The organism is Bradyrhizobium sp. 61, from assembly GCF_023073075.1.
GTDB classification, from domain to species: Bacteria; Pseudomonadota; Alphaproteobacteria; order Rhizobiales; family Xanthobacteraceae; genus Bradyrhizobium; species Bradyrhizobium barranii.
Genome location: NZ_JADPIU010000026.1, coordinates 39,577 through 66,500, shown reverse-complemented (window position 1 = coordinate 66,500; position 26,924 = coordinate 39,577). Strand labels below are relative to the sequence as shown.

Sequence of the window (26,924 nt, the reverse complement as noted above, 5' to 3'; positions counted from 1 at the left end):
CGATGCTTGCCCCGCAAAGTCGCACTTACGAGTCACACGGCCTGCGGCTGCACTATGCCGATTGGGGCAATGACGGCGCGCCCGTCGCCATCCTGGTCCATGGCGGCCGCGATCATTGCCGGAGCTGGGACGCCATCGCCCGCTCGCTTCAGCCGCACTTTCACGTACTCGCGCCCGATCTGCGCGGTCATGGCGATTCCGACTGGACCAAGGGCGGCAGCTACGCGCTGACCGAGTATGTCTACGACCTCGCGCAGCTCATTCGCAGCATCGCAGCGCCTCAAGTGACTCTGATCGGCCATTCCATGGGCGGCATGGTGAGCCTGATCTTTTCGGGGTCGTTCCCCGAGCTGGTCACGAAGCTCGTCGTCCTCGACGGCGTCACCATGTTGCCGGACACCCCCAAAGCGCCGACGCATGAGCGCATCAGCAAATGGGTCAGCCAGCTCGACAGGCTGCACGACCGCACGCCGCGCCGCTATTCGACCCTCGAAGACGCGGCCGCGCAGATGGTGCTTCACAACAAGCGCCTCGCCCGCGACCTCGCGCTGCATCTTGCAACGCACGGCTCGCGGCGGAATGAGGACGGCACCTATAGCTGGAAGTTCGATCCCTACCAGCGCGCCTCTGCGCCGCACCGGCTCTGGCCGGACGATCACGTCGCGCTGTGGTCGCGCATCACCAGTCCGACGCTGCTGCTGAATGCCGGAGAAAGTTTTCTCGCGGGCGCCAGGGCTGCAGGCCTGGAGCGCTATTTCCCGCAGGCGCGTGTCGAGACCATCGCCGGCGCGGGGCACTGGCTGCAGCATGACAAGCCGCAAGAGGTGCTGGGTGAGATCCTGCGGTTTCTCGGGCTGGCCGAGGGCTAATCCAGACCAGCCGCGACATCGCTGTGCGCTTCCGCCAGAAATGGCGCCAGCGCCGGATTGAGATTGCCCGGCCGCCATGCGACGACGTGCTCGATGATCGGCGCATCTTCGAGATCGCGGAAGGCCAGGTTTGCAATTCCGAGCTTCGCCATCGACCGCGGTATCAGCGCAATGCCGAGATTCTCCGCCACGAGGCTGACGATGGTCTGCTGCAGTTCGACTTCGAGCCTGAACGTCGGCTCGAACCCGCCCGAACGACAATAGCCGGCGATCGACTGGCGCAGCCTCGGCGCGACTTCGGCCGGCGCGGCGATGAAGGCTTCACCATTGAGCTGCCCCGCAGATACCGTCTTCTGCGCGGCGAGCGGATGACTGACGTGCACCGCAAGGCTGAGCGGCTCACGAAAGATGACTTGCGTCGCAAGACCGCGCACGGGACCGGGATCGAACAGGATCGCGGCATCGAAGCGCCCGGTCAGCACCGCGTCGCCGAGGATTCCCGGGATCACCTCGCGCAGCTCGACGCGCACGCCGGGATGGCTCGCCATGTAGCGCCGCGTCAGACCCGGCAGAACCGTGTAGGCCGCGTGCATCATGAAGCCGACCGAGAGTTCGCCGATTTCGCCCCGCTCGGCCATGCGCGCGTTCTGGCAGGCCTGATCGAAACCGATCAGCACCACCCGCGCGTCCTCCAGGAAGCGCCGGCCCGCTGGCGTCAGCGTCGCACGCCGCGACTGGCGGTCGAACAGGCGAACCCCGAGTTCCTTCTCCAGGGCCGCGATCTGCCGGCTGAGCGGCGGCTGGCTGATGTGGAGGCGCTCGGCAGCACGGCCGAAATGCAACGTCTCGGCGACGGCCACGAAGTAGCGCATCTGTCTGATGTCGATCATTTTATACCGAAAAGGTATGAAGCAGTGCAGCAATCAGTATTGGATGACATCGATTGGATTGGATAGGGCTAATTCGTCCCTCCAATGCCTGGTTTCCCGATGCTCTCCACCCTCGCGGCCGTCCTCCCCATTTTCGCGCTCATCTTCGCCGGCTGGCTGGCCCGGCGGATCGGCGTCCTCGGCCCGCATGCCACCGGCGAGCTGAACCGCTTCGTCGTCTATCTCGCCCTTCCCGCTCTGCTGTTCGACATCGTCGCCCACGCGCAATGGGCCGAGGTCTGGCAACCGCGCTTCATCGCCGCCTTCGGCATCGGCGCGGCGCTGGTGTTCTGCCTGACCATCGCCGTTCGGCTGCGCCGCCCGCGCCATCTCGCCGACGCTGCCATCGACGCGCTCAATGCCGGCTACGCCAACACCGGTTTCGTCGGTTTCCCGCTTGCGCTCGCGGCGCTCGGCCGCGAGGCGCTGGCGCCGACGCTGATTGCCACGATCATCACGGTCTGCGTGCTCTTTGCGATCGCGATCGTGCTGATCGAGACCGGGCTGCAGACCGAGAAGCGGCGCAGGCACCTCGTCACCAAGGTTGGCGGCTCCCTGATGCGCAATCCGCTGCTCGTCGCTCCCGCCGTGGCTGCGATCGTTCCGGTCACCGGTCTCAGCGTGCCCGATGCCGCCGAAAGCTTCCTGAAACTCCTGGGGGGCGCGGCCTCACCCTGTGCCCTTGTTGCACTCGGGTTGTTCCTTGCGACCAGGCGCGAGAGTTCGGAAACGAACGTCGGATCGGCGGCGCTGCTCGTGAGCTTCAAGCTCGTGCTTCAGCCGGCTATCACCTGGGTGATGGCGACCGCCGTGTTCGGCCTCTCCCCGCTGCTCACGCATGCAGCCGTGCTGCTGGCCGCGCTCCCGACCGGTACGGGCCCGTTCATGCTGGCGGAGTTTTACAAGCGCGAGGCGGCGATGACGTCCAATGTCATTCTGGCATCGACGATCACGTCGATCGTGACCATCAGCGGCTATCTGGCGCTGGCAAGGTAGCGATCGTAGCCCGGATGGAGCGAAGTGCAATCCGGGACGCCGCGGCGGAAGAATCCCGGATTGCGCTTCGCTCCATCCGGGCTACGACAGCCTCGACCCAGGGGAGACCTAACTCAACGTCCCCGCATGCACCCACCAGCCGGGGTGGTCGCGCCGGATCTTTTCCGCGGCGGCATGCGCCTCGTTCGCTGCGCCGTAGATCGCAAAGCACGTCGCGCCGGAGCCCGACATGCGGGCAAGCTTGACGCCGGCGGAGTCACGCAAGGCTTCCAGCACCTCGCCGATCACAGGCTCGATGCGCAGCGCAGGGGCTTCGAGATCGTTGGCCACGGTTTCGAGAACGTCGACCCAATCGGCAATGGAGGCGCCCTCGTCCGGCCAGGCCGGCGCGTCGAGGACGGAGGTGGCGCCCACCAGCAATTCGCCGTTGCGCAGGCCCAGCGCCTGGAACACGTCCTTGGTTGCGACCGGCACGCGCGGATTGACCATCACGCAGGGCATGCTCGGCAGCGCCAGCGGCAGCAGCTGCTCGCCGACGCCGGTCATGTCGCAGGCGCGCGAGACCAGGCACACCGGCACATCGGCGCCGGTCGCGAGCGCGACTTTCTGCAAGCGCGGATCATCGAGCGACAGATTGTTGAGACGGGCGAGCAGCCGCAGCGCCGCCGCGGCATCGGCCGAGCCGCCGCCGATGCCGGCCGCGACGGGAAGCACCTTGTCGAGCGCGAAGGCCCCGAGCTTCAGGTTCGGCACGGCCTCGCCCAGGAGCCTGGCCGCCTTGACCACGAGATTGTCCGCGGTATCGCCGCAGGCCGCGGCCAGCGGCCCGGTGGTGTCGAGCTTCAGCTCGCCGCCCGGCTCCAGCGTCAGCTGGTCCGCGCAGTCGGCAAACGCGACCACGCTTTCGAGATCATGATAGCCGTCGGCACGACGGCCGACGACGCGAAGGCTCAGATTGACCTTCGCGCGCCCTTCTTCAATCAACGCCGACATTGGCGATCAGCCCCCAAACGCACTCTTAGCCGCCCTTGCCGTCGTCCTTCTTCTTGTCCGCCTGCGCGGCCGAAGAGTTCGAATCGTCGGTCATACCGTTGGCGATCTTGGCCTCGATCTTCGGAAGCTCCTCCGGCTCGGGCTTGAGATCGCGGGCATGGGCCCACTGGAATTTTGCTTCCAGCGTACGGCCGACGCGCCAATAGGCATCGCCGAGGTGATCGTTGATGGTGGGATCCTCGGGCTTGAGGTCGATCGCGCGCTCGAGGTTCTTCACCGCCTCTTCGTAATTGCCGATGCGGTAATAGGCCCAGCCGAGGGAGTCGACGATGTAGCCGTCGTCGGGACGCTGCTCGACGGCACGCTTGATCATCTTCATGCCTTCGTCGAGATTCACGCCCTGGTCGATCCAGGAATAGCCGAGATAGTTGAGGACATGCGGCTGGTCGGGCTGGAGCTCGAGCGCCTTCTTCATGTCGGCTTCGGCCTTGCTCCACTCCTTGGAGCGCTCCTCGCAAATGCCGCGATAATAATACCAGACGCTGTTGGCCTTGTCGTTGCCGGCCGGCAGCACGTCGATGCCCCGCGAATAGGTCGCGCCGCAATCGCCGAACTTCTTGCGACCGCGCTCGATGTTGCCGAGCGCCATGATGGCTTCGAGATCCTTGGAATCGTCCGATGTGACGCCCTTGAGGATCTTGATCGCCTCGTCGGTGCGGTCGGCGGAATCCAGGTCGATCGCGAGCTGGATCTGCGCGTTGCGCTTCAACGGCGAGGTCGCGGGCACCCGCTCATAAACCTTGATCGCCATCTGCGGCCGCTTCACCGATTCATAGAGGTCGGCGAGCGAGAGCAGCGCCAACGGATGGGTCGGCTGGAGATAGAGCGCGAGCTGGAGATAGACCAGCGCCAGATCCTCGCCGCCGCGGCGGGTCAGCGTGGCGCCGATGCCGTAGAGTGCTTCGGCGGCACCGGCTTGGGCGGAGTCGGCCAGCGGCGGCATCTTCTTGCCGGCCTTGGTGTCGCGCAGGCCTTCCACGATCAGCGGATGGCGGGCGAGCTTCTTGTCGAAAGCCAGGTAGACGGTGGTCGCGGCCGCGGAATCCTTGTTGCGCGACAGCCAGCGCGCATAGGCCTCGGTGACGCGCAGCATGGAATCGTCGAGCTTGTAGGCGCGCTCGAAACGGATGCCGGCGTCCTTCTCCTTGCCGGAGAGCTCGAGGATCATGCCGGCATGGAGGTCCTTGAACAGCGGATACCATTCCGGACCGGCGAGCTTGTCGATGGTGGCGACGCCGCCCTTGGCATCGCCCGCGCCATAGGCGGCCCAGCCCGACAGCAGCGTGGCGACGAGATCGGTGATCGGACCGCGGATCGACTGGTTGATGTTGGTTTGCGCGGTGGCGTATTTCTTCATCTTGAGATCGTGCACCCCGACGACGAGGCGCGCGACGCGGTTGGTCTTGTCGATGGTCAGGACGCGCTCGGCGAGCTTGACCGCCTCGTCGATGTCACCGTCGGCAACCGACGAGATGAAGGCGCGATCGAGCAGCTCATTGTTCTTGGGATCGGTGCGGAGCGCCGAGCGGTAGAATGCGGCGGCCGAGGCCGCGTCGCGCTCGACGCTGGCGTGGCGGGCGGCGAGATAGCTGCCGGAGGTGGTCAGCGACTTCAGATCGTTCCGGGTCGGGAATTGCGCCGCCGTGTCGGACGGATGGTCCGGCGTCTGCGCCAGGACCGCGCCGGGGACCGTCGCAATCGCGGTGCCCATGAGGGCGATGGCGGCAACAGTCCAGCGGTTGAAACGATTTGAGAACATCAGGGGCTCGCCTTGAGTTGTAGTGCCTGGGTTTGCAGCAGTAGGCCGTATCGCATGCGAACGCGGCCGGTGGCATGGGGACCCGGAACCGTCGGGCCGACAATGCCGCTTTTGGCGCTTCACCGCAAGGATTCGGGCATGCGATCCCCTCCGCACGCCCCAAATCGGCCGACTACGCCCCAAGACGCTGCCAGTATGGCCTTATCGTGGCCGCAGACCGCTACCCCGGGCCGGTTCTCACGCGAACGTGCGTCACAATGCCGGGGGCACGTCACATTGGCCCCGGCCCGATCGCTTTGGTCCAATGATCCCGGCTTACATCGCCTCGTAGTTCGGACCGCCGCCGCCCTCCGGGGGAACCCAGGTGATGTTGCCGTTGGGGTCCTTCACGTCGCAGGTTTTGCAGTGGACGCAGTTCTGGGCATTGATCTGGAAGCGCGGGCTCGCGCCTTCCTCGACCCACTCATAGACCCCGGCCGGGCAATAGCGATTCGAGGGACCGGCGAAGACGTCGTGCTCCGAGGTCTTCTGCAGGTTCATGTCGGTGACCTTGAGATGGACCGGCTGGTCCTCCTCATGATTGGTGTTGGACAGGAACACCGACGAGAGCTTGTCGAACGAGATCTTGCCGTCCGGCTTCGGGTAGTTCTTCGGCGCGTGGCTCTTCGCCGGATCGAGGGTGGCGCGATCGGGCTTCGCATGCGACTGCGTGCCGAACAGCGAGCCACCGAACAGCGTGTTGCACCACATGTCGAAGCCACCGAGCGCGACGCCGAGCACGGTGCCGAACTTCGACCATAGCGGCTTGACGTTGCGGACCAGGAACAGATCCTTGCCGACCGACGAGGACCGCCAGGCGTTCTCGTACGCGACGATCTCGTCATTGGCGCGATCGGCAGCAAGGGCCGCCGCGACATGCTCTGCGGCGAGCATGCCGGTGCCCATCGCATTGTGCACGCCCTTGATGCGAGGCACGTTGACGAAGCCGGCCGCACAGCCGACCAGCGCGCCGCCGGGGAAGCTCAGCTTCGGCACCGACTGATAGCCGCCTTCGGTGATGGCGCGCGCACCATAGGCGAGCCGCTTGGCGCCTTCGAAAGTACCGCGGATCGAGGGATGGGTCTTGAAGCGCTGGAACTCGTCGAACGGCGACAGATACGGATCGTCGTAGTTGAGATGCACGACGAAGCCGACGGCGACGAGATTGTCGTCGTAATGATAGAGGAACGAGCCGCCGCCGGTCTTCAGGTCGAGCGGCCAGCCGAAGGAATGCTGGATCATGCCCTTCTGGTGCTTGGCGGGATCGATCTGCCAGACTTCCTTGAGGCCGATGCCGAACTTCGCCGGCTCGCTCTTGGAGTCCAGCGCGAACTTCGCGATCAGCTGCTTGGTCAGGCTGCCGCGCGCGCCTTCGGCGAACAGGGTGTACTTGCCGAGCAATTCCATGCCACGGGTAAAGGAGTCCTTCGGCTTGCCGTCCCTGCCGATGCCCATGTCGCCTGTGGCGATGCCCTTCACCGCGCCCTGCTCGTCATAGAGCACTTCGGCTGCGGCAAAGCCCGGATAGATCTCGACGCCGAGCGCCTCGGCCTTGCGCGCCAGCCAGCGGCAGACATTGCCGAGCGAGCCGATATAGCAGTGATGATTGTCCATCAGCGGCGGCATGATGAAGTTCGGCAGCTTGATCGCGCCGCCTCCCGTCATCCAGTAGAAGCGGTCGTCCTTCACCTGCGTCTTCAGCGGGCAGTCGGAATCCTCGCGCCAGTCCGGGATCAGCTTGTCGAGCCCGGCCGGATCGATCACGGCGCCGGAGAGAATGTGCGCACCGACCTCGGAGCCCTTCTCCACCACGACGACGTTGAGATCGGCATTGAGCTGCTTCAGCCGGATCGCGGCCGCCAGGCCAGACGGGCCGGCGCCGACGATGACGACGTCGAATTCCATGGATTCGCGCGGGGGAAGTTCTTCGGTGCTCATCTGATCTCAGCCCTTGAGACGGTTCCTCGTCATTTGCGCCCCCTTGTTTCCGATTTTTCCGGGTAGGACAACCACGGAAATGCGTTCCACTGGGATGCAAGGCACCCCAAACTGATATAGTAAAAGTCTGACTTTCCAAATGATCCCCGAACCCGCACCCACCGTCCGAGAGCTTCTCGCCTTCTATCTGGAGGCCGGGGTCGATTGCGCGCTCGCGGAGGAACCTGTCGACCGCCTGGCGGAATTGGATGCTCCGCCGCCGGCCCCACGCGCCGCACCTCCGGTCGAGGCACCACGGCCTGTTGCCGCGCCCGCGGTGATGCGCGGCGAGGCCGCACCTGCGCCGGACATTGCGATCGCCTCCGCGCGCGAGGCCGCGCGTACCGCGCCGACGCTCGAGGCACTGCGCGAGCTGATGCAGAATTTTGAAGGCTGCGCGCTGAAGCATACCGCGACGCGGCTGGTGTTCGCCGACGGCAATCCGCAGGCGCGCATCATGTTCGTCGGCGAGGCGCCGGGCCGCGACGAGGACATCGAGGGGCTGCCCTTCGTCGGGCGCAGCGGCAAGCTGCTCGACCTCATGATCGGCGCGATCGGGCTCAACCGCACCACCGCCTACATCGCCAACGTGATTCCCTGGCGGCCGCCCGGCAACCGCACGCCGACGCCGCAGGAGACGCAGATCTGCCTGCCGTTCATCCAGCGCCAGATCGAGCTGGTGAATCCCGACGTGCTGGTGACGCTCGGCAATCCCTCGACGCAGACGCTACTGTCGACGCGCGAAGGCATCATGCGCACCCGCGGCCGCTGGTTCGATTATGAGACGGGTGGGCGCACCATCCGCGCGCTGCCGACGTTTCACCCGGCCTATCTCTTGCGCTCGCCATCGTACAAGCGGCTGGCCTGGCAGGATCTGCGCGCGATCGCGAAGGTGATGGCGGGATAGCGAGCTGTCGTAGGGTGGGCAAAGGCGCAAAGCGCCGTGCCCACCGTCTCTCTCCGCGATCATGGATGCGTGGTGGGCACGCTTCCGCCTTCGCTCTTCGAGCTACGGCGGACAAGTCGCTTTGCCCACCCTACGATTCCCGACTTACATCCCCTTCGGCCGCACGATGGCCCAGCCGATGCGCAGCAGCTGCTGGCGGCCGGTCACCAGCCATTCGAAGGCGCGCGGCACTTCCGGAACGATGCCGGGAAAGCGCGCGAGGATTTCGGGTGGCGGCGTGCCGGCGGTGTCGGAGGCGCGCCAGACCACGACGCCGCCGGTCTCGCTGAATTTGGCCTGATTGATCCACGGCGTGCGCGCGGGCTGGGCATCGATGAAGAGATGCGGCCGGCCGGAATGCAGCGTGATCAGGCTCGCGAGCTGGGTCTCGCCGGCGACCGCGCGCAGGCGATGATTGGTGCGGCGGGCAAAGCTCTCGTCGAAGAAGTCCGAGATCGCGCGCGCCGGCATCGAGGTCGCAATCTCGTTGGCGCCGGTCAAGGGCAGAAACAACACGGCGAGCACGACGCCGGCTGCGGGCGCCAGGACGGCGGCACCCCACACCGTCCGCAGCACCCGCGCGCGGCGCATCGCGATGAGGTCGCCAGCCGCCACCACCACAGCAAGTCCCGACACCACCAGCACGACACCGGCGCCGCCGACAACGGCATCGAGCCCGAGCACGCCGGAGATCAGGACCGCGCCGAGCGCAGGCGCCAGCGCGAAGAAATAGACGAAGTTGTGCGCGAGCGGCTCGACCGGCGGCCGGTAGATGATCGGCGCTTCCTCGCCCTTGGCGACGAACAGGCCGCTATTGAGAAAGGTCAGCGCCGGGATCGCCGCCGCGCCGAGCACGAGCCCGCCGAGCAGCCAGGCCGCGTGCAGCGCGCGGGCGTTCAGCGCGGCGACCTCAGGCAGGGTCGGCATGACAAGCGTCTCCGCGCGCATCAGCCAGACCGCATAGGGCAGCGCCAGCACGGCGACGACGATCAGCGCGAACAGCGGATCGAGCGCGCGCAGCGTCCGGCGTCCGCCGGCGGTCGAGATCGCGAAGACGACGAGCAGGAGGAGAAGGAAGATCGCCGCGGGCGTGGTCAATAGCAGCAGGCCCGCCTCGATCGACCAGGCAAACCAGGCATTGCCGCGGCGCTGGCCGATGATCTGCCAGGAATGCAGCAGCAGCAGCGCCCAGAGCGGCCGCGCCAGCACCAGCGGGCCAAAGTCGAGCGCCGGCGAGGAGAAGGCCAGCACGGTCATGGTCAGCAGCACAGCGAGCACCGCCTGCTGTGAGCCGACCACGGCGCGGGAGAGATGATAGAGCGCGATGAAGGTCGCGACCTCGCAGAGCTGGGCGAGGACATAGACGCCGAACATGTGGCCGCCGGCGGCGCGATAGGCGATGTCGGCAAGCCAGACCGGCAAGGGCGGGCCCAGATCGGTACCGACCTGGTACTCGCGCCCGAACGCGAGCAGGGTCGCGAGCGTGCCGGGCGGGCTGCGATAGAACACCAGCGCCACGAACAGCCACATCGCGGCCTGGAGCAGCACGGCGATCCACACGATCAGCCGCGGCCGGGCGCGAATGAGCTCGATGACCAGGGAGGTAAACCGCATGCAACGTCCGAAAGATGCAGCCAACCCGTCCAGCCGGCCCTATTCGCTCAGATCTGTTTTGATAAAGGGCGCTGCGCGTTGTGGCAACGACCGTCTGCCCTACAGGCCCGCTGACGCATCAATTTCAACGCTTGCTTCCACCTGCACTTCCATCTCGGTCACCGCAAACAAGTCCCGCACCGGCTCGACCGTCCAAGGCATGTGCTTGGCGCGGGCGGCGGCGACGGGGGCGAAGAAGCTGCGGTGGTGGACGGTGGGACCGAGGCGGTCGAGCGCGTCGAGGTGCTCGGGAACAGCATAGCCCTTGTGCTGCTCGAAGCCATAGCCGGGGCAGTCCTGCGCCAGCGCGCACATCAGCCGGTCGCGCGTCACCTTGGCGATGATCGAGGCTGCGGCGATCGACAGGACGATGCCGTCGCCGCCGATCACGGCCTCGCAGTCGCAGGCGGTGTCCAGCCGATCGCGGCCATCGACGAACACATGACGCGGCGCGTCGGGCAACGCCACCACGGCGCGCTTCAGCGCCCACAGCGAGGCACGCAGGATGTTATCGCGGTCGATCCGGGAGCGCGAGGCGACGGCGACCGACACCTGCGCGGTGGCGCAGATCTTGTCGAACAGCCTTTCCCGCTCCTCCGCGGTCAGGCGCTTGGAATCGTCGATGCCGCGCGGAATGCGGTCGGGATCGAGAATCACGGCAGCCGCGACCACGGGTCCGGCGAGCGGCCCGCGGCCGGCCTCGTCGCAGCCGGCAACCGGCCAGATGCCGCGCTTGATCAGCGCGCGCTCACGGCGGAAGGTCGCCTTGGCGGGCGCGGCCTTCTTTGGCGTCTCTTTGACTGGCTTCCTGGTCGACTTGTCCCGAATCATGGCCGGGATCGTGCGCAAGCGGCCCGGCCGGCGCAACCGGGAACCCCGGACAATTCCCGTTATTCAGACCAGCCGCCTACTCGGCCAGATGCACCCGCCGGTCCTCACCGACCTCGATGCCGGGCGCGACCACGACTTCCCAGGGATGGCCGTCGGGGTCGGCGAAATAGCCGGAATAACCGCCGTAGTCGGTCTCATGCGCCGCTTTCAGCAGCGCCGCGCCCTTGCCGACAGCGAAGGCCAGAACCGCATCGACCTCGCCGCGCGTGGCGCAGTTCCAGGCGAGCGTCATGCCGCGGAAGGTCGCGGGCCTCGGATCGTCCGGTAACTTGGCGTCGGCCGCGAGTTCGTCCCAGTGAAACAGGGCCAGTACCGGACCACCGGTATCGTAGAACGCAACCGCCTCGCCGGTCGCCTTCAGCCGACGCGCGAAGCCGAGCGCGTCATAGAAGGCGATGCTGGCACGAATGTCGTTCACACCCAGTGTGATGACGGTGAGCCGCGGCACCGGGACCGGGAGTTCGTTACTCATGCTACGCCTCTTCCGTTTCCCGATCAGAACAGGCTGAGCTGATCGCCGTTCCGCTTCGGCCTCGCAAAGTGATCCGTCGTCAGCTTGGAGCGCCGCTTGTTCAGCCCAAGCCTGTCGCAGGCGATCTCGAAGCGGCGGCCGATGGTCCAGGCCATCGGTCCGGTGCCCTTCATCCGCTCGCCCCATTTCGCGTCGTAGTCGCGGCCGCCGCGCATGTCGCGGATCAGGGTGAAGACGTGGCGGTAGCGGTCTGGATAATTGGCCATCAGCCATTCGCGGAAGAGATCGCGAACCTCCAGCGGCAGCCGCAGCAGCACATAGGAGGCTTCCTTGACGCCGGCATGGGCGGCGGCATCGAGGATGCGCTCGATCTCGGAATCGTTCAGCGCGGGGATCACGGGCGCGACCATCACGGTGGTCGGAATACCGGCCTCCGAGAGCTGCTTCAGCGCCTCCAGCCGCTTCGGCGGCGTCGCCGCGCGCGGCTCCATGGTGCGCGCGAGCTTTGGATCGAGCGAGGTGACCGAGATCGCGACCTTGGCGAGGTTGCGCTTGGCCATCCGCGCGAGAATGTCGATGTCGCGCACCACCAGCGCCGACTTGGTGACGATGCCGACGGGATGGCCGGCGCGCTCCAGCACTTCGAGAATGCCGCGCATGATTTTGCGCTCGCGCTCGATCGGCTGATACGGATCGGTGTTGGTCCCGATCGCGATCATCCGCGGCTCGTAGCCGGTCGCGGCCAGCTCCTTCTCGAGCAGCGCCGGCGCATCTGGCTTGGCAAACAGCTTTGACTCGAAGTCGAGCCCCGGCGACAGGCCGAGATAGGCATGCGTCGGCCGCGCGAAGCAATAGACACAGCCGTGCTCGCAGCCGCGATAGGGATTGATCGAGCGGTCGAAGCCGATATCGGGGGATTCGTTGCGGGTGATCACCTTGCGCGAGGTATCGACACCGACGGTGGTCTTGAACGGCGGCAGCTCTTCCAGGCTCTGCCAGCCATCGTCGAAGGCGACGCGGGCCTCGGCCTCGAAGCGGCCGCTGGCATTGGACTGGGCGCCCCGCCCTCGCCTGCGCTGTTTGTCGATGGCGACCGCCAGTTCGGGAAAATCAGAGTCCGCACCCGCCGGCTCGGAGGGCGCCGTGACCGGCGGGTGCTTGAGAGCATGAGAGGATGCTGGACTCATGAAGCCAAGATAGCACGCCAAAGGAACAAATCAAGAACACAAACAAAAAACTGAAAAACAACCCCATGCACAGTAGCCGCCCAAATTTCGGGCGCGGTCCCTTGACCTCACGCAACACACCCGTCGCGGCGATCCTGTTCGATGCCGGACAGGGATCAATCGCACCGGAACAAAGTTGGTGACGATCGCTGGGTGAAAGTCAGCAGGAACATGACAAAACAACGACAATCGGCCTCAGGGAGCAGCGACCTCGATCTGCTCGATCGCTATTGGCGCGCCGCGAACTACCTCTCCGTCGGGCAAATCTATCTGCTCGACAATCCGCTGCTGCGCGAGCCGTTGCGGCCGGAGCACATCAAGCCGCGCTTGCTCGGCCATTGGGGCACGACGCCCGGTTTGAACTTCATTTACGCCCATCTCAACCGCGTCATCCGCGCGCTCGATGTCAGCGTGCTCTATATCTGCGGTCCCGGCCATGGCGGCCCGGGCATGGTGGCCAACACCTATCTCGAAGGCAGCTACAGCGAGATCTATCCCGACATCGCGCGCGATACGGACGGATTGCGTAAGCTGTTCAGGCAGTTCTCCTTCCCCGGCGGCATTCCGAGCCACGCGGCGCCGGAAACGCCGGGCTCGATCCACGAAGGCGGCGAGCTCGGCTACGCGCTGGTGCACGCCTATGGCGCCGCATTCGACAATCCCGACCTGATCGTCGCCTGCGTCGTCGTTGATGGCGAGGCCGAAACCGGCCCGCTCGCGGCGTCCTGGCACTCGAACAAGTTCCTCAATCCCGCCCATGACGGCGCTGTGCTGCCGATCCTGCACCTCAACGGCTACAAGATCGCCAACCCGACCGTGCTCGGACGGATGCGCGACGCGGAGATCCGCGACCTGTTCCGCGGGTTCGGCCACGAGCCGCTGGTCGTCGAGGGCGACGATCCCAAATTGATGCACCAGGCCATGGCGGACGCGCTCGACGTCGCGCTCGCGAGCATCCGCTCGATCCAGCAGCATGCCCGCGACGGCCGTAACAGCGTCGAGCGGCCGCGCTGGCCGATGATCGTGCTGCGCAGCCCGAAGGGCTGGACCGGCCCGAAGGAGGTCGACGGCAAGAAGGTCGAGGGCTTTTGGCGCGCGCATCAGGTTCCCGTTGCGAGCTGTCGCGAGAACCCGGCGCATCTGAAAATCCTCGAAGACTGGATGCGCAGCTACGAGCCCGAAAAGCTGTTCGACGGCAGCGGCGCGCTTGTTCCCGAGCTTCAGGCGCTGGCGCCCGAAGGTAACAGGCGCATGGGCGCCAATCCGCACGCCAATGGCGGCCTGCTGAAGAAGGAGCTGAAGCTACCGGACTTCCGCAGTTTTGCGTTGGACGTGCCGCAGCCGGGCGGGGTGACGGGCGAAGCGACGCGTGAACTCGGCAAATTTTTGCGCGACGTCATCCGCCTCAACGCCGAGACGCGCAACTTCCGCATCATGGGCCCGGACGAGACCGCGTCAAACCGGCTCGACGCCGTGTTCGAGGCGACCGAACGGGTCTGGATGGAACCGACGGAGCCTTACGACGTGCATCTCGCACAGGACGGCCGGGTGATGGAGGTTTTGAGCGAGCATCTCTGCCAGGGCTGGCTCGAGGGCTATCTGCTCACCGGACGGCACGGCTTGTTCTCCTGCTACGAGGCCTTCATCCACATCGTCGATTCCATGTTCAACCAGCATGCCAAATGGCTGAAGGTGACGCGGCATCTGCCCTGGCGGCGACCGATCGCCTCGCTCAACTATCTCCTGACCTCGCATGTCTGGCGGCAGGACCATAACGGCTTCAGCCATCAGGATCCCGGCTTCGTCGATCTCGTCGCCAACAAGAAGGCCGACATCGTCCGCATCTACTTCCCGCCCGACGCCAACACGCTGTTGTGGATCGCCGATCACTGCCTGCGCACCTATGACCGCATCAATGTGATCGTCGCCGGCAAGCAGCCGGCGCCGCAATGGCTGTCGATGCAGGAGGCCGCCACGCATTGTGATGCCGGCATCGGCATCTGGACCTGGGCCGGCACGGAAGATGCGGATGGCGAGCCCGACGTCGTGATGGCCTGCGCCGGCGACGTGCCGACACTGGAGACGCTCGCCGCCGTCGATCTGCTGCGCAAGGCGCTGCCCGACCTGAAGATCCGCGTCGTCAACGTCGTCGACCTCATGACGCTGCAGCCGAAAGACCAGCACCCGCACGGCCTAGCCGACCGTGACTTCGACAGCCTGTTCACACCAGACAAGCCGGTGATCTTCGCCTATCACGGCTATCCCTATCTCATCCACCGTCTCACCTATAACCGCACCAACCATGCCGGAATGCATGTGCGCGGCTTTGCCGAGGAAGGCACCACGACGACGCCGTTCGACATGGTCGTGCTCAACGGGCTCGACCGCTATCACCTCGCGATCGAGGCGATCGCGCGCGTGCCGGGTCTGGCGACCAAGGCCGCGCAGGTGCAACAGCAGTTCCGCGACAGACTGATCGAACATTCGCACTATGTGCGCGAACACGGCGAGGACATGCCTGAAATTCGCGACTGGGTCTGGCCGGGCAAAGCGGGTTGACGTTATGACGGCGTCGGTCCTCGTCCTCAACTCGGGCTCGTCGAGCATCAAGTTCGGCCTGTTCGACATCGCGGCGACCGAGCCTGCCCTGCTCTGCAAGGGCCTGCTCGATGAGCAAGAGGCGAAGCCGCGGCTCGTGGTGAAGAGCCCGGCGGGCGAAGATTTGTTCGAGACGCGGCGAGAAGCGTCAGACGCGGACAGCGGCCATCTGTTCGCCGACGTGCTCGGCTTCATCGAGGAGCGTTTTGCCGACCACCGCCTGCGCGCCGTCGGTCACCGCATCGTTCACGGCGGGCCGGATTATTCGGGCCCGGTTACGCTGACGGATGAGGTCTATGCGAAGCTGGACGCACTGACGCCACTGGCGCCGCTGCACCAGCCGCGGTGCCTTGAACCAGTCCGCACCATCAGGGCAATAAAGCCCGACCTGGCACAGATCGCATGTTTCGACACCGCCTTTCATCACAGCATGGCGCCACCCGCGAGCCGCTTCGCCATCCCGCGGCGCTATGAAGAGCGCGGTATCCGGCGCTACGGCTTTCACGGCCTCTCGTTCGAATATGTCGCGGGGCGCCTCGCGAAAATCGCGCCGCAGTTCGTTGCCAAGCGCACCGTCATCGCGCATCTCGGCAATGGCGCCAGCCTGTGCGCCTTGCGCGATGGCCGCAGCGTCGACACCACGATGGGGCTGACGCCGCTCGATGGCCTCGTGATGGGCACCCGGAGCGGCACGATCGATCCCGGCGTGCTGCTCTATCTGCAACAGCACGAGAGGATGCCGGTCGAGGATGTCCAGCACCTGCTCTATCACCAGTCAGGCCTGCTCGGCGTCTCCGGCATCTCTGCCGACATGCGCACGCTTCTGGCAAGCGGCGAGGCTGCGGCGCGGGAAGCGGTCGACCTGTTCGTCTTCCGTGCGGCGCAGCAGGTCGCGGTGATGGCGACCACACTGGGCGGACTGGACTGTCTGGTCTTCACCGGCGGCATCGGCGAGCATGCGAAGGAAATCCGCGCCGCGATTGGTGAGCGGCTTGGGTGGCTCGGCGTGCATATTGACGCGGGTGCGAATGACGCGGCACGCGAGCGGATCAGCAGCAGTGGCAGCACCGTCACTGTGTTCGTCATTCCGACGAATGAGGAGCTGACGATCGCTCGGCATTGCGCGGCTGTGCTGCGAGCGAAATGAAAGCCCGGTCGACCGCTGCATCTGTCCCTTCTCCCCCGTGGGAGAATTTCAGCGGGCCATGACTTGTCGGGCCATGACTTGTCGGCCATGACTTGTCGCAGCGCTGCGGCGCCACTGTCGAAAGGACCATGGTGCGCAAAGCAAACGATTTCGCCAGCGCTTCGAGCACCATGGGCCAACTACGTCGCTCCGCTCAGTACGGAGAGTACCCGCCCGGGCAAACATAGTTTCCGTAAGCGTCATAGCCGCAGCCGCTGCGGTAGTAGGCCCCCGTCGCAGCTGCGCCGATCGCCGCGGCCCCCACTGCCGCCGCACCGACGCCGTAACGATATCCGCGATACCCTGCATAAGCGCCCCGATAGCCGTAACGCCCGCCGCGCACGGCGACAGCACCGCCCCGATATCCACGCGCCGCGACCGCGCCCCCGCGGTAGCCTCCTGCCCGCACGGCACCGCCGTGGAAACCTCCTGCGCGCATGGCGCCGCCGCGACCGCCGCGGGCAGATGCGTCATCGGGAGTGAAGGCGACAAGCAGCATAGCTGCGGCTGCCGAAGCGATGAGAGCTTGACGCAACATCAGCGTACTCCTTCTTCGAGGGAGGAAGCCGCGGACAGCTGCACATCGCGTTGACCGCGGGTCCGATCGAAGTCTCGTGCGCTGGAGCTTCGTGCCTTTGATTTGGATCAACGTTCATCTACATGAACGACGGTTCCCCGCCCGCACAGTGGCGTGCAGGCCGATCTCAGGCCGATCTAATGCGTGCCCGACAGGATCTGGATGCACCCGATCACGACCTCGATCACGATCAGCACCACGACTGCGATTTCCAGACGCAGCGAGCGCTGGGTGTCGATGATGTCGGTCAGCGCGTTGGCGGTTTCCGACACCGCGGTGAGCTTGCGCTCGAGCGTGTCGAGGCGCTCCTTCAATTCGTACTCGTCTTCGAGACGGGCATAGAGGCGGTCGAGCTCGGGCTTCTCCCAGAGCACGTCCGGTTTCTCGGCCACCGCGACACGGCCGGCGACGCGCTGCTGGACCAGAAGCGCATTGCCGATCAGTTGCAATATGCCCTTGCGCCGGGGCGGCGTGCGGCCCTGCTCGGCGAGCCCCCGCGCGAAGGGCTCGATCACGTCGAAAACCGCGGCGACGCGGCGCTCGTCGCGGGCGAGCGAGGTGCTCTTGGCGAGCGCGTCCGCAACGATCAGCAGCCGATCGTCGGAGAATTTGGCGAGGCAGATCGGCCCGCCGGGCTGGATCGCCTCGGCGTTCTCATCCTTGCAGAGCTGCGCCTGTGCGATCTCCTCTTCAAAAGGGCTGAGTTCGCCGGTCACCCGCGGTTTCAGGCTGTCGATCAGCACCTTCTCCTCCGAAGGGAGGAGGCCGATCAGCACCACGACGCCGTAGCGGAAGATCACGACGAGCCCGGCATGGACGCGGAAGGCAGCAGGCGTCGAGGAGACAGGTGCGCCAAGCTCGAGCCCGGACGGATTGATGCGTTCGCCCAGCATCACGGCGCGGATCCGCAGGGTCGGCGCGGCCTCCGGCTTCGGCGATGTTGGCGTGGTGCCAACGGGAAGTTGATCGACGTTCACTGGACTATCTCACTTTGCGCGGCGAGCGTTGCACGTTTTTCCCGTCGCAAGGTTTGTGTCAGACTGCCGGTGCAGCCTTGCGGAACGTGCCGTCCTCGCCCCGATCATATCGGCAGAGAAAGCCCCCGTTTGAAGCTCACGGAAACGACGTTCGCGGAAACATTCGGCAACAGGGCCACCCCGCGCACGACATATTCGGATGCGATGGACCGGCGGCGATTTACCATCGCATGCCGGAACACCGGCGAAAAGTTGCACTCGGCGATGCCGCGTGTTTATGACACATTCATAACAAGCTACGCTTCTCCCGAAGTGCAGACATCGAAGCCTCAATCATGCTGAGCGTCATCATACCGACCGAAGGCGTCGAGCAGACGGCGGTCGCAACTCTGGCCGCGCTGGTGCCCGGTGCCGCCGCGGGCGTCATCCGCGAAGTGCTGCTGGTCGACGGCACCCGCAACGGCGTCATCGAGCGCGTGGCGGACGTTGCAGGCTGCCGTTTCATCGGCTTCGAGGGTTCTTCGCAGGGCGCGGCGCTTGCCGCCGGTGCGCTCCAGGCCCGTTCGCCCTGGCTGATGTTCCTCCCGGCCGGCGCGGTGCTGGAAACCGGCTGGATCGAGGAGACCACCCAGTTCATCCAGGCCGTCGCGACCAGCGGCCGGGATCGCGCGGCGGTGTTCCGCTACGCGCGCTCGCCTTATGCCGATACCGGGTTTCGCGACGTCCTCTGGGCCGTGGTGCGCAAACTGATTGGCCCCCTCGGCGATCAGGGACTTTTGATCGCGCGCGATCATTACGACCGGATCGGCGGCTACCCGCCCCAGGCCCGCCGTTCCGAGGCGCGGCTGCTCCGGCGGCTCGGGCGCTCGTCCCGGACCATGCTGCGCAGCCGGATCGTCATGGTCGGCTAAGGTCACCGATCTTATACTTGCCAATGTCAAATAATTGTTTGACAATGGCAAGTATCGAGGTGACCCATGCCATCAGCCCTTTCGTCATCCAGCCCTTCGCCATCCGGCCCCTCTTCGACCGAACAGGTCGCTGACGACCAGGTCCAGGCGGTTCGCGCGTTCAACCGCTTCTACACCCAGAAGCTCGGCGTGCTCGACCAGCAGCTCCTGAAGAGCCCGTTCTCGCTGAGCGAGGCGCGCGTGCTCTACGAGCTGGCCCATGGTGGCGAGCAATCGGCCAAGGAGATCGGCATCGCGCTCGGGCTCGACGCCGGCTATCTCAGCCGCATCGTGCAGAATTTCGACGAGAGCGGCCTGATCGCGCGCAAGCCGCTTCCGAGCGACCGCCGGCAGGTTCAGTTGAGCCTGACCACGAAGGGCCGCCAGGCGTTCGCCAAGCTCGAACGCTCGTCCCAGGACGACGTCGCCGCGATGCTGCGGCCGCTGCCGGATGAGGAGCGCAGCAAGCTCACCGGCGCGATGGAGACGATCGAGCGGCTGCTCGCCATGCCGCGCAGGCCATCCCCGCGCGCGACCCTGCGCGAGCCCCGCCCGGGCGACATGGGCTGGGTGGTGCAGAGCCACGGCGCGCTCTACGCCAGCGAATACGGTTTCGACTCCGGCTTCGAGGCGCTGGTGGCCGAGATCGTCGCCAAATACATGACCTCCTACGATGCCTCGCGCGAGCGCTGCTGGATCGCCGACATCGAGGGCCGGCCGGTCGGCTCGGTATTTCTGGTCAAGGCCAGCGACGACGTCGCCAAGCTGCGCCTGCTGCTGCTCGATCCGGCCGCGCGAGGGCAAGGGCTAGGCCAACGGCTTGTCGCCGAATGCGTCTCCTTTGCGCGCGCCTGCGGCTATCGGCGGATGACGCTGTGGACGCAGAGCAATTTGGTCGCCGCGCGAAAAATCTATCAGGACGCAGGTTTCAAGCTGACCGCCACCGAGCCGCATCGCAGTTTTGGCCAGAACCTCACCGGCGAAACCTGGGAGCGCGATCTCTGATGCGGCGGCACGCGCTCATCACGGGAGAGCTCGTCGATCTCTACAAGCGCCGGGCGCGACGGCTGCACGTGGAGGCGCGCCGGACTATGTGGCGCGTGGTGTGGGGCTCGCTGCGGCGGAAGAGCTAGCGGATCAGCGAAGTACGATGCGCATTGCTGTGCCCTCTCCCCTTGCGGGAGAGGGCAGCGACGCTGGTAGACACGAACTCACTTGGGTGAGGGGTATGTCTCCGAGTACTCCGTGCGGATGGAGACCCCTCAGCCGGCGCTACGCGCCACCTTCCCCCACATCCGCCTTCGCCAAGGCTTCGGCGGACATGAGGGGAGAAGGGAAGAAAGCGCACTCACACCGTCGCGCCCTGCGCCTTTGCCCTTCGCAGATGCTCGTCCAGGCGCGGCATGATCTCGACGAAATTGCAGGGACGCGTGCGGTAGTCGAGCTGGGCCGCGAGGATGCCGTCCCAGCCGTCGCGACAGGCGCCGGGCGAGCCCGGCAGGCAGAAGATGTAGGTGGCGCCGGCGACGCCGGCGGTGGCGCGGCTCTGGATCGTCGACGTCCCGATCTTGGCGTGGCTCAGCATGTGGAAGGCGATCGAGAAGCCGTCCATGCGCTTCTCGAACAGCGGCTCGATCGCCTCCGGCGTGACGTCGCGCCCCGTAAAACCGGTGCCGCCGGTGGTGATGACGACGTCGATGCCGGCATCAGCAATCCAGCGGCGGACGACGGCGCGGATCGCCTCGACGTCGTCGGTGACGATCTCGCGCGCGGCAAGATGATGGCCCGCCGCGGTGAGGCGGTCGGCCAGCGTCTGGCCGGACTTGTCGTCGGCGAGCGCGCGCGTGTCAGAGACGGTGAGCACCGCGATGTTGAGCGGGATGAATTGTTTTGACTCGTCGATCGAGGCCACGACTTCACTCCTGCTTCCCAACCACCGCCGTCATCCTGAGGTGCGCGCGCAAGCGCGCCTCGAAGGATGGGCCGGAAGCTCCGCCATCCTTCGAGGCTCGCCAAGAGGCGAGCACCTCAGGATGACGCCACTACTCCCGGATTCCAGGATGCGCAATCGCGCATCATAATTCGCGTCGCGTCCGGGGCACGAGACCGACGTTCCTACGACCCGCTGCCGAACGTGTTGCAGGCCTGGACGGTGCCTTGCTGGTAGCCGGTCATGAACCACTGCTTGCGTTGCGCCGCCGAGCCGTGCGTGAAGGAATCGGGCACGACGCGTCCCGTGGCCTGGCGTTGCAGCGTGTCGTCACCGATCGCGCTCGCCGTGGTCAACGCGGCGTCGATGTCGCCGGGCTCGAGGAAGTTCGGACGCTTTTTCGACTCGCGATTGACCCAGACGCCGGACAGGCAATCGGCTTGCAATTCGACCTTCACCTGGAGCGCATTGGCCTCGGCCTTGCTGCCGGCCTGCTGCTGCAGCCGCGTCACGCGCGGAATGATGCCGAGCAGATTTTGGATGTGATGGCCAGCCTCATGCGCGATGATGTAGGCGGTGGTGAAGTTGCAGGCGGACTTGCCGGAGCAGCCGCGGAAGCGCGTCTCGACCTCGCGGAAGAAACTGGTGTCTAGGAAGATGGTACGATCCGGCGGACAGTAGAACGGCCCCATCGCCGACTCTGCCCGGCCGCAGCGGCCGCCATTGGTGACGTTGCGGAACAGCACCACCTTCGGACCGGTGTAGGACTGGCCGCTGGCCTGGAAGATCTCGCTCCAGCGGTCGTCGATCTCGCCGAGGATGCCGGAGATCATGCTGCCCATCTCGTCGGTCGGCGCGCCGCGCTTGGCGGAGGTCGACTGACGATCGGTCTGGTAGGAAGGCGCCTGGCCGCCGCCGGTGAGGATCTCGGCGCCGCCGATCAGGATGCGCGGATCGATGCCGAAGGCATAACCGACCAGGCCGAGCACGATGATGGTGCCGATGCCCAGACCGCCGCCGCCCATCGGCAGGCCGAACCCGCCTCCGCCGCCGCCCATGCCGCCACCGCCGTCGCGGCGATCCTCAATGTCGTCGCTGCGGCGGAAATCATCATAACGCATGGCGGGTTTCCCTCAGTCCTCAATTGGCGTCATTTGGGCGCAGAAGCGCGAAAGCTCAACGCGCCACACACGTAAAATTTCCAATGCGTTAATCAATATCCCGCTCGGCAATTATTGCCTAGTGCGACAGCATGCCGATGCCAGCAATTTTTTCCGGGGTCGTGCAATTTTTTCCGAGAGAAATTTGGCGACCTGACTGCTCCCGCAACGCGAAGAAATACGAAATACACTGGAAAACACGACGAATGCGCAGAGCGAAACGCGCGCCATGCGCGATGCGAGGGATGCTCACGAAAGCGGCGGGTTAAGTCGATTTTTACTTTGCCGCTCCATTGTAACGGTCAGTCGGTTGTTTGGTCCCGCGTCGCCGACAGCGTCGCCTGAGTCAGAGTTCTTGAGTCATGGTAGTGTCGCGTCGCGGGGCGTCTGCAAGGGCGCCCCGCACAAATTTTGAGTCCGCTTCGCACAGCATCATCCTCGGTGATTGCGTCGCCGAGATGTCGAAGCTTCAGGCCGGTTCGGTCGACCTCGTGTTCGCCGATCCGCCCTACAATCTCCAGCTCAAGGGCGATCTGAAGCGCCCCGACGAATCCCATGTCGATGCCGTCAACGACGACTGGGACAAGTTCGATTCGTTCTCCGCCTATGACGATTTCACCCGTGCCTGGCTGCTTGCCGCCCGCCGCGCGATGAAGCCGTCGGCGACGATCTGGGTGATCGGATCCTATCACAACATCTTCCGCGTCGGCGCGATCATGCAGGACCTCGGCTTCTGGCTCCTGAACGACATCGTCTGGCGCAAGTCGAACCCGATGCCGAATTTCCGCGGCCGCCGCTTCACCAATGCGCATGAGACCATGATCTGGGCCGCGCGCGACGAGAAGGCCAAGGGCTACACGTTCAACTACGAGGCGCTGAAGGCGGCGAACGAAGACGTGCAGGCACGGTCCGACTGGCTGATCCCGCTCTGCACCGGCGAGGAGCGCCTCAAGGGCGCCGACGGCAAGAAAGTGCATCCGACGCAGAAGCCGGAAGGCCTGCTCGCGCGCGTGCTTCTGTCGTCGTCGAAACCCGGCGATCTCGTGATCGATCCCTTCAACGGCACCGGCACCACCGGCGCGGTCGCCAAGCGTCTCGGCCGCTCCTATATCGGCTTCGAGCGCGACAAGACCTACGCGAAGGCGGCGGAAGCCCGCATCGCCGCGGTCGAGCCGCTGCCGGAAGAAAGCCTCGCCCCGTTCATGACCGCGCGCGAGGCGCCGCGGGTCGCGTTCTCCGAGCTGATCGAGCGCGGCATGATCATCCCCGGCACGAAACTGTTCGACGCCAAGAAGAAGCTCGGCGCACTCGTGCGCGCCGACGGCGCCATCATGCTGGGCGACAAGGTCGGCTCGATCCACCGCATCGGCGCCGTGGCGCAAGGGGCGCAAGCCTGCAACGGCTGGACCTTCTGGCATGTCGAGACCAAGAAGGGTCTCAAGCTGATCGACGAGTTCCGTGCCGAGATCCGTGCGGGGATCGGGGCGGAGTAGCCACTTCCCGCGATCTCGTAGGGTGGGCAAAGGCGCCCTTGCGCCGTGCCCACCATCTCTCTCCCCGGGACGCAGATTTGGTGGGCACGCTTCGCTTTGCCCACCCTACGGCTCCTTGAATGCCGCCACAGCCAGGACTAGATTTCGCAGATCAGCCCCGTCCTGACCGGTCCGGCTCCCATGCGACGACAGTCCGAGACTTTGCTGCTGGTGCCGCTGCTGCCGATCTTCCTGCTCGGCATGTTTCCGATGTTCCTGATCGCCCTGCTCGGCTTTTTCGGCCTCGCCATCTTCGGCGTGCTGGTGGTCTGCGTCGGGCTGGCCAGCAGCAACGAGGCCCACGACAATTTCAATCACGACGTCATCGTGCACGGCTACGCGCGCGGATCGGAGCGCAAGACGCGGGCCTCCAGCATGCACGCCGCCACGCGGCTCGCGATGCGGCTGGACGCTGTCGGCGCCGGGATGATCGTCATCGCCGTCGTCGGCCTGCTCTATTCCAGTTGAGCGTCGAGGCGCGGCCTCACGGCGCCAGACGGGCGATCAATCGATCGGAGGCATCCATGAGCGCCGTCGCGTAGGATCGCTCCGCAGACGAAGGGCTCGGCAGGATCGCCTCAGCCTTGTTGTTGAACATGACACCGCTGCGGCCGTTGAGATCAGGCGACACCAAGAGCGGCACCAGTCGCTCGGCATAGGCGTCCGGCTCGACCATCATGAAGCTGGTCAGCCAATTGATCAGCGAGACGAGCGCACGCGACCCGAGCAGATTGGCGCGAATATCGGTCTTCACGAAGCCGGGATTGAGGCCGAACACATCGACATCGGCAAAGCGCCTGGCGGCCTCGAGGACGAGCACTTCGTTGCCCGCCACGGTGTTCGAGTGGGCCGCGAACCGCTTGTAACTCCGTTCCGAATTCAGATCGGCGACATCGGCCCTCTGCTCCGTCCCGGGGAATCCCATGACGAATATCCGAGGCTTGAATGTGGCCGTGGCCCTGTCCCTTCCAAGACGAGAGGCGATCGCGTTCAGGATGACGAAGCGGCTCAGATAGCTGACGGCAAGATCGCGTTCGATGCCTTCCGCCGTCACCTCACGCCTGGGCCCCGCCATGATGCCGGTCGTGAAGACGACGATGTCGAGCGTCTCGGCGGGAAGCTCACGGCCGATCCGCCTGGCTTCCCGCATCAGGCTCAGATCGGCCTGCATGAATGCGATGCCCGGCACGTTCTGATCACGGAACGTCTGGCCGACGACGAGGACACGCGCCCCCTTGGCCGCCAATTGGCGGCTGAACGCCCGGCCAATGCCGCCGGTGCCGCCGATCACCGCCACATTCAATCCAGCGAGCCTGAGGCCTTCGAGCGCCGGCGGATTCACCTTCAGGTTCTTGTCGAGTTCTACGCGTTTCATGGATGGCTTGCCCTGCAATGTCAGCAAAGGGCAGATGGACCTTCCACTCAATGGAATAAATGCCGTAAAATGGAACTGATTGATCCATTGATGGAATAATGGAATGGCGTTGTTGAACGATATGGCGCTGTTCGTGGAGGTCGCGAAGGCCCGCAGCTTCCGTCGCGCCGCCAAGACCCTCGACATGCCCAATTCGACGCTGTCGCGCCGGATCGATCTATTGGAGAAGGAGATCGGGCTTCGCCTGTTGAACCGGACGACCCGCAAGATCGAATTAACCGAAGCCGGCCAGATCTACTTCGAGCGCTGCAAGCGCATCGTGGACGAGGCGCGCTTGGCGCATGAGCAACTGGACGGGATGCTGGCGCAGCCGAGCGGCATGCTCCGCGTCTCGCTGCCGGTGGATTTCGCGAACACCTACCTCGCACCGTTGATCGCCGAATTCGCGCAGCAATATCCCGACATCGATTTCGAATTCGACCTGACGCCGCGACGTGTCGATCTCGTATCGGAGCCGTTCGATCTGGCGATCCGCGTCGGAGAATCAGAGCCGTCCCACATGATCGCGCGGCCGCTCGCCCGCATGCCGGGATATCTCTACGCCTCGCCGCGCTATCTCGACATCAACGGCGAGCCGCATGAACCTGCGGACCTCACCCATCATCAATGCCTGTGTATGACGAAGATGAGTGCGTGGACGTTACACAGCGGCACGCAGATGGAGCAGACCGACGTCGACGGCCGTTTTCGGCTCAACAACGTGGGACTGATCCGCCGCCTCGCAACGCTCGACATGGGCATCGCCTTTCTGCCGCAAGAGATCGTGGCCGAGGAAGTGGCGGATGGCCGGCTGCGTCGCATCATGCCGCAATGGCAGGGCTCGCCCGTCACCGTCTACGCAGTCACCGAGACGCGCCTGCTGCCAGCCAAGACGCAGCGCTTCATCGAATTCCTGCGGGAACGGCTCAGCCGGACTTGAACCGCCATTACGGCGGCGATCGGCCCTTGTTACGCCGGCTGATCTGCGTACCGCGCAGACACCGCCCGGCAAACTCGCCGGTTGCTCTCTCAGGCCATGTTCAGGCACAGAAGGCCGCGACGCTGCAATCATTCTCTAAAAAGGGAATTGGGGAGACAAACATGCTCAAATTCTATTTCAACGGATCGCCGAACCCGACCAAGGTCGCGCTGTATCTCGAAGAGGCCGGCCTGGCCTTCGAGCCGGTCAAGATCGACACCCGCACGGGCGAACAGTTCGCGCCGGACTATCTGAAGATCAATCCGAACGGCAAGGTGCCGGCGATCGACGACAACGGCACCATCGTGTTCGACTCGAACGCCATCCTGCTCTACCTCGCCGAGAAGACCGGCAAGTTCCTCCCCGCCGCCAATGTCCGCGGCGAGACGCTGTCATGGCTGATGTTCATTGCCACCGGCGTCGGGCCGTATTCGGGCCAGGCCGTGCACTTCAAGCATTTTGCGCCGAAGGACCAGAACCACGACTACGCCCATAACCGCTACCAGTACGAGACCGATCGCCACTACAAGATTCTCGACGGTCACCTTGAAGGCCGCAGCTATATGGTCGGCGACAGCTATTCGATCGTCGACATGGCGCTGTGGGGCTGGGCGCGGATGGTGCCGTTCAAGCTCGGCGACGATGCCTTTGCGCGCTACCCGAACGTGAAGCGGCTGGTCGACGAGATCTCGGCGCGGCCGGCGGCGGCGCGTGCGATCGCGCTGAAGGACAAGTTCACCTTCAAGGCCGAGATGGACGACGAGGCGCGCGCCAACATGTTCAAGCACATGACGACGAAGGTCGCCTGATC

General features: G+C 65.3%; 24 protein-coding genes. 11 read left to right on the top strand and 13 right to left on the bottom strand.

The features are described from left to right. The first annotated feature begins 2 nt into the window (after positions 1-2). The gene (locus tag IVB46_RS09335; protein ID WP_247314271.1) at positions 3-869 is read left to right on the top strand and encodes an alpha/beta hydrolase; all 867 of its coding nucleotides are present in this window, start codon (positions 3-5) and stop codon (positions 867-869) included. On the opposite strand, the gene IVB46_RS09330 is transcribed toward IVB46_RS09335, so the two are convergent. Then, positions 866-1,759 (bottom strand): LysR substrate-binding domain-containing protein, encoded by an 894-nt coding sequence (locus tag IVB46_RS09330; protein ID WP_247314273.1) that lies wholly within the window; start codon positions 1,757-1,759, stop codon positions 866-868. The two genes, IVB46_RS09335 and IVB46_RS09330, sit on opposite strands and share 4 nt — an antisense overlap. Positions 1,760-1,858: 99 nt before the next feature. Here IVB46_RS09330 and IVB46_RS09325 point away from each other — a divergent pair, with 99 nt between their 5' ends. Continuing rightward, a complete protein-coding gene (locus IVB46_RS09325; RefSeq protein WP_247314275.1) occupies positions 1,859-2,794 on the top strand; it encodes an AEC family transporter in 936 nt (311 codons plus the stop codon). 108 nt (positions 2,795-2,902) lie between these two features. Here the strand turns inward: IVB46_RS09325 and IVB46_RS09320 are convergent, their stop codons facing one another. From IVB46_RS09320 to IVB46_RS09310, 3 genes are all read right to left on the bottom strand, one after another. After that, entirely contained in the window at positions 2,903-3,787 is an 885-nt protein-coding gene (locus IVB46_RS09320; protein WP_247314277.1) for a 4-(cytidine 5'-diphospho)-2-C-methyl-D-erythritol kinase, read from the bottom strand. A gap of 25 nt (positions 3,788-3,812) precedes the next feature. Next, positions 3,813-5,606: a tetratricopeptide repeat protein gene (locus IVB46_RS09315; RefSeq protein ID WP_247314279.1), complete on the bottom strand. Its 1,794-nt coding sequence runs from the start codon at positions 5,604-5,606 to the stop codon at positions 3,813-3,815. Positions 5,607-5,921: 315 nt separating this feature from the next. Beyond that, positions 5,922-7,583, bottom strand: coding sequence for an electron transfer flavoprotein-ubiquinone oxidoreductase (locus tag IVB46_RS09310; RefSeq protein WP_247314282.1), 1,662 nt, complete (start codon positions 7,581-7,583; stop codon positions 5,922-5,924). Between the two features lie 139 nt (positions 7,584-7,722). Between IVB46_RS09310 and IVB46_RS09305 the strand changes: the two genes are divergently transcribed. Next, positions 7,723-8,529, top strand: coding sequence for a uracil-DNA glycosylase (locus IVB46_RS09305; RefSeq protein WP_247314283.1), 807 nt, complete (start codon positions 7,723-7,725; stop codon positions 8,527-8,529). A gap of 144 nt (positions 8,530-8,673) precedes the next feature. Here IVB46_RS09305 and IVB46_RS09300 read toward each other — a convergent pair whose 3' ends face one another. The 4 genes from IVB46_RS09300 to IVB46_RS09285 all read right to left on the bottom strand — a co-directional run bounded on the left by IVB46_RS09300 (position 8,674) and on the right by IVB46_RS09285 (position 12,771). Further along, a complete protein-coding gene (locus IVB46_RS09300; protein ID WP_247314286.1) occupies positions 8,674-10,182 on the bottom strand; it encodes a glycosyltransferase family 39 protein in 1,509 nt (502 codons plus the stop codon). Positions 10,183-10,281: 99 nt separating this feature from the next. After that, positions 10,282-11,052 carry a ribonuclease HII gene (locus IVB46_RS09295; RefSeq protein ID WP_247314288.1) on the bottom strand — a complete coding sequence of 257 codons (771 nt, stop codon included), beginning with the start codon at positions 11,050-11,052 and terminating at the stop codon, positions 10,282-10,284. Between the two features lie 76 nt (positions 11,053-11,128). Further along, positions 11,129-11,584, bottom strand: a complete 456-nt coding sequence (locus tag IVB46_RS09290; protein ID WP_247314290.1) for a VOC family protein — start codon at positions 11,582-11,584, stop codon at positions 11,129-11,131. Positions 11,585-11,607: 23 nt separating this feature from the next. Next, positions 11,608-12,771, bottom strand: a complete 1,164-nt coding sequence (locus IVB46_RS09285; RefSeq protein WP_247314293.1) for a PA0069 family radical SAM protein — start codon at positions 12,769-12,771, stop codon at positions 11,608-11,610. 210 nt (positions 12,772-12,981) lie between these two features. On the opposite strand from IVB46_RS09285, the gene IVB46_RS09280 reads away from it, so the two are divergent. Next, positions 12,982-15,369: a phosphoketolase family protein gene (locus tag IVB46_RS09280; RefSeq protein WP_247342549.1), complete on the top strand. Its 2,388-nt coding sequence runs from the start codon at positions 12,982-12,984 to the stop codon at positions 15,367-15,369. A 4-nt stretch (positions 15,370-15,373) separates the two neighbouring features. Continuing rightward, the gene (locus tag IVB46_RS09275) at positions 15,374-16,555 is read left to right on the top strand and encodes an acetate/propionate family kinase (protein WP_247314298.1); all 1,182 of its coding nucleotides are present in this window, start codon (positions 15,374-15,376) and stop codon (positions 16,553-16,555) included. Positions 16,556-16,748: 193 nt separating this feature from the next. Here the strand turns inward: IVB46_RS09275 and IVB46_RS09270 are convergent, their stop codons facing one another. Then, complete coding sequence (locus IVB46_RS09270; protein ID WP_071916148.1) at positions 16,749-17,132, bottom strand: hypothetical protein; 384 nt, start codon at positions 17,130-17,132, stop codon at positions 16,749-16,751. Positions 17,133-17,308: 176 nt separating this feature from the next. Continuing rightward, positions 17,309-18,148 carry an RMD1 family protein gene (locus tag IVB46_RS09265; RefSeq protein WP_247314300.1) on the bottom strand — a complete coding sequence of 280 codons (840 nt, stop codon included), beginning with the start codon at positions 18,146-18,148 and terminating at the stop codon, positions 17,309-17,311. Positions 18,149-18,483: 335 nt separating this feature from the next. On the opposite strand from IVB46_RS09265, the gene IVB46_RS09260 reads away from it, so the two are divergent. Together IVB46_RS09260 and IVB46_RS09255 are read left to right on the top strand one after the other, a co-directional pair. Beyond that, positions 18,484-19,059, top strand: coding sequence for a glycosyl transferase (locus IVB46_RS09260; protein WP_247342546.1), 576 nt, complete (start codon positions 18,484-18,486; stop codon positions 19,057-19,059). Between the two features lie 66 nt (positions 19,060-19,125). Further along, positions 19,126-20,103 carry a helix-turn-helix domain-containing GNAT family N-acetyltransferase gene (locus IVB46_RS09255; RefSeq protein WP_247314304.1) on the top strand — a complete coding sequence of 326 codons (978 nt, stop codon included), beginning with the start codon at positions 19,126-19,128 and terminating at the stop codon, positions 20,101-20,103. Positions 20,104-20,446: 343 nt separating this feature from the next. Here IVB46_RS09255 and moaB read toward each other — a convergent pair whose 3' ends face one another. Continuing rightward, complete coding sequence (gene moaB, locus IVB46_RS09250) at positions 20,447-21,010, bottom strand: molybdenum cofactor biosynthesis protein B (protein ID WP_085402539.1); 564 nt, start codon at positions 21,008-21,010, stop codon at positions 20,447-20,449. 203 nt (positions 21,011-21,213) lie between these two features. After that, positions 21,214-22,149, bottom strand: coding sequence for a neutral zinc metallopeptidase (locus IVB46_RS09245; protein ID WP_063985124.1), 936 nt, complete (start codon positions 22,147-22,149; stop codon positions 21,214-21,216). 401 nt (positions 22,150-22,550) lie between these two features. On the opposite strand from IVB46_RS09245, the gene IVB46_RS09240 reads away from it, so the two are divergent. Next, on the top strand, positions 22,551-23,681 hold the full coding sequence (locus IVB46_RS09240; protein WP_276010111.1) for a site-specific DNA-methyltransferase: 1,131 nt from the start codon (positions 22,551-22,553) through the stop codon (positions 23,679-23,681). 180 nt (positions 23,682-23,861) lie between these two features. After that, complete coding sequence (locus IVB46_RS09235) at positions 23,862-24,188, top strand: hypothetical protein (protein WP_028150730.1); 327 nt, start codon at positions 23,862-23,864, stop codon at positions 24,186-24,188. A gap of 16 nt (positions 24,189-24,204) precedes the next feature. Here IVB46_RS09235 and IVB46_RS09230 read toward each other — a convergent pair whose 3' ends face one another. After that, positions 24,205-25,095: an SDR family NAD(P)-dependent oxidoreductase gene (locus IVB46_RS09230; RefSeq protein ID WP_247314308.1), complete on the bottom strand. Its 891-nt coding sequence runs from the start codon at positions 25,093-25,095 to the stop codon at positions 24,205-24,207. A gap of 103 nt (positions 25,096-25,198) precedes the next feature. Between IVB46_RS09230 and IVB46_RS09225 the strand changes: the two genes are divergently transcribed. Together IVB46_RS09225 and IVB46_RS09220 are read left to right on the top strand one after the other, a co-directional pair. Then, positions 25,199-26,074, top strand: coding sequence for a LysR family transcriptional regulator (locus IVB46_RS09225; RefSeq protein WP_247314310.1), 876 nt, complete (start codon positions 25,199-25,201; stop codon positions 26,072-26,074). Positions 26,075-26,235: 161 nt separating this feature from the next. Next, complete coding sequence (locus tag IVB46_RS09220) at positions 26,236-26,922, top strand: glutathione S-transferase family protein (RefSeq protein WP_208085119.1); 687 nt, start codon at positions 26,236-26,238, stop codon at positions 26,920-26,922. Positions 26,923-26,924: the final 2 nt, after the last annotated feature.

What these genes read in the sequence shown, in the direction of transcription:
- IVB46_RS09255 (WP_247314304.1), top strand. Translation starts at nt 19,126, where the DNA reads ATGCCATCAGCCCTTTCGTCATCCAGCCCTTCGCCATCCGGCCCCTCT.
- IVB46_RS09310 (WP_247314282.1), bottom strand. Translation starts at nt 7,583, where the DNA reads ATGAGCACCGAAGAACTTCCCCCGCGCGAATCCATGGAATTCGACGTC.
- IVB46_RS09230 (WP_247314308.1), bottom strand. Translation starts at nt 25,095, where the DNA reads ATGAAACGCGTAGAACTCGACAAGAACCTGAAGGTGAATCCGCCGGCG.
- IVB46_RS09280 (WP_247342549.1), top strand. Translation starts at nt 12,982, where the DNA reads ATGACAAAACAACGACAATCGGCCTCAGGGAGCAGCGACCTCGATCTG.
- IVB46_RS09245 (WP_063985124.1), bottom strand. Translation starts at nt 22,149, where the DNA reads ATGCGTTATGATGATTTCCGCCGCAGCGACGACATTGAGGATCGCCGC.
- IVB46_RS09260 (WP_247342546.1), top strand. Translation starts at nt 18,484, where the DNA reads ATGCTGAGCGTCATCATACCGACCGAAGGCGTCGAGCAGACGGCGGTC.
- IVB46_RS09315 (WP_247314279.1), bottom strand. Translation starts at nt 5,606, where the DNA reads ATGTTCTCAAATCGTTTCAACCGCTGGACTGTTGCCGCCATCGCCCTC.
- IVB46_RS09330 (WP_247314273.1), bottom strand. Translation starts at nt 1,759, where the DNA reads ATGATCGACATCAGACAGATGCGCTACTTCGTGGCCGTCGCCGAGACG.
- IVB46_RS09270 (WP_071916148.1), bottom strand. Translation starts at nt 17,132, where the DNA reads ATGTTGCGTCAAGCTCTCATCGCTTCGGCAGCCGCAGCTATGCTGCTT.
- IVB46_RS09220 (WP_208085119.1), top strand. Translation starts at nt 26,236, where the DNA reads ATGCTCAAATTCTATTTCAACGGATCGCCGAACCCGACCAAGGTCGCG.
- IVB46_RS09320 (WP_247314277.1), bottom strand. Translation starts at nt 3,787, where the DNA reads ATGTCGGCGTTGATTGAAGAAGGGCGCGCGAAGGTCAATCTGAGCCTT.
- IVB46_RS09225 (WP_247314310.1), top strand. Translation starts at nt 25,199, where the DNA reads ATGGCGTTGTTGAACGATATGGCGCTGTTCGTGGAGGTCGCGAAGGCC.
- IVB46_RS09325 (WP_247314275.1), top strand. Translation starts at nt 1,859, where the DNA reads ATGCTCTCCACCCTCGCGGCCGTCCTCCCCATTTTCGCGCTCATCTTC.
- IVB46_RS09290 (WP_247314290.1), bottom strand. Translation starts at nt 11,584, where the DNA reads ATGAGTAACGAACTCCCGGTCCCGGTGCCGCGGCTCACCGTCATCACA.
- IVB46_RS09305 (WP_247314283.1), top strand. Translation starts at nt 7,723, where the DNA reads ATGATCCCCGAACCCGCACCCACCGTCCGAGAGCTTCTCGCCTTCTAT.
- IVB46_RS09300 (WP_247314286.1), bottom strand. Translation starts at nt 10,182, where the DNA reads ATGCGGTTTACCTCCCTGGTCATCGAGCTCATTCGCGCCCGGCCGCGG.
- IVB46_RS09240 (WP_276010111.1), top strand. Translation starts at nt 22,551, where the DNA reads ATGGTAGTGTCGCGTCGCGGGGCGTCTGCAAGGGCGCCCCGCACAAAT.
- IVB46_RS09285 (WP_247314293.1), bottom strand. Translation starts at nt 12,771, where the DNA reads ATGAGTCCAGCATCCTCTCATGCTCTCAAGCACCCGCCGGTCACGGCG.
- IVB46_RS09235 (WP_028150730.1), top strand. Translation starts at nt 23,862, where the DNA reads ATGCGACGACAGTCCGAGACTTTGCTGCTGGTGCCGCTGCTGCCGATC.
- IVB46_RS09335 (WP_247314271.1), top strand. Translation starts at nt 3, where the DNA reads ATGCTTGCCCCGCAAAGTCGCACTTACGAGTCACACGGCCTGCGGCTG.
- IVB46_RS09275 (WP_247314298.1), top strand. Translation starts at nt 15,374, where the DNA reads ATGACGGCGTCGGTCCTCGTCCTCAACTCGGGCTCGTCGAGCATCAAG.
- IVB46_RS09295 (WP_247314288.1), bottom strand. Translation starts at nt 11,052, where the DNA reads ATGATTCGGGACAAGTCGACCAGGAAGCCAGTCAAAGAGACGCCAAAG.